General features: G+C 65.9%; 1 protein-coding gene. It reads left to right on the top strand.

The features are described from left to right. Positions 1–693, top strand: a 693-nt coding sequence (locus EOA33_RS37590; RefSeq protein WP_145989599.1) for a molybdopterin-dependent oxidoreductase, incomplete at both ends; no start/stop codon positions are given.

The following is a 693-nucleotide window of genomic DNA, read 5'->3' as shown; positions in this document are numbered from 1 at the left end:
GAATCGCTGAAGGACCTGGCCGACGGCAACGGCAAGTTCTTCCAGGTGCTGAAAAAGGCGACGCACCCGCTGATCACCGTCGGCGCGGCGGTCAATGCCGCCCGTGCCGACTGGAACGGTTTTGCCGTGCTCCATAATGCTGCCGGTCGCGTCGGCGGTCTCGACCTCGGCTTTGTGCCGGGCGAGGGCGGCAAGGGCGTCGCGGGCATGCTCGGCGAGACAGATCTTCTGTTCCTGCTCGGCGCCGACGAGATCGACATGGCCAAGACCGGCGGCGCATTCGTCGTCTATATCGGCACGCATGGCGACGCCGGCGCGCACCGTGCCAACGTCATCCTGCCGGCCGCCGCCTACACCGAAAAGTCCGGCACCTACGTCAACACGGAAGGCCGCGTGCAGCATACCAATCGCGCCGGTTTCGCGCCCGGCGATGCACGCGAGGACTGGGCGATCCTCAGGGCATTGTCTGATGTGCTCGGCAAGAAGCTGCCTTTCGACTCGCTGCCGCAACTGCGCGCCAAGCTCTATGGCGAATATCCGCATCTTGCCCGCATCGACCAGGTTCTGGCCGGCAGCGCCGATGACGTCGCCAGGGCGGCGAAGCTCGGTGGCCGGCTGAACAAGGGCACCTTCACCTCGCCGGTGAAGGACTTCTACCTGACCAACCCGATCGCGCGGGCCTCTGCCGTGATG

The organism is Mesorhizobium sp. M4A.F.Ca.ET.050.02.1.1 (assembly GCF_003997725.1).
GTDB lineage: Bacteria > Pseudomonadota > Alphaproteobacteria > Rhizobiales > Rhizobiaceae > Mesorhizobium.
Note: the sequence above shows the minus strand (reverse complement) of the source record. Positions and strands in the feature narration are given on the sequence as shown.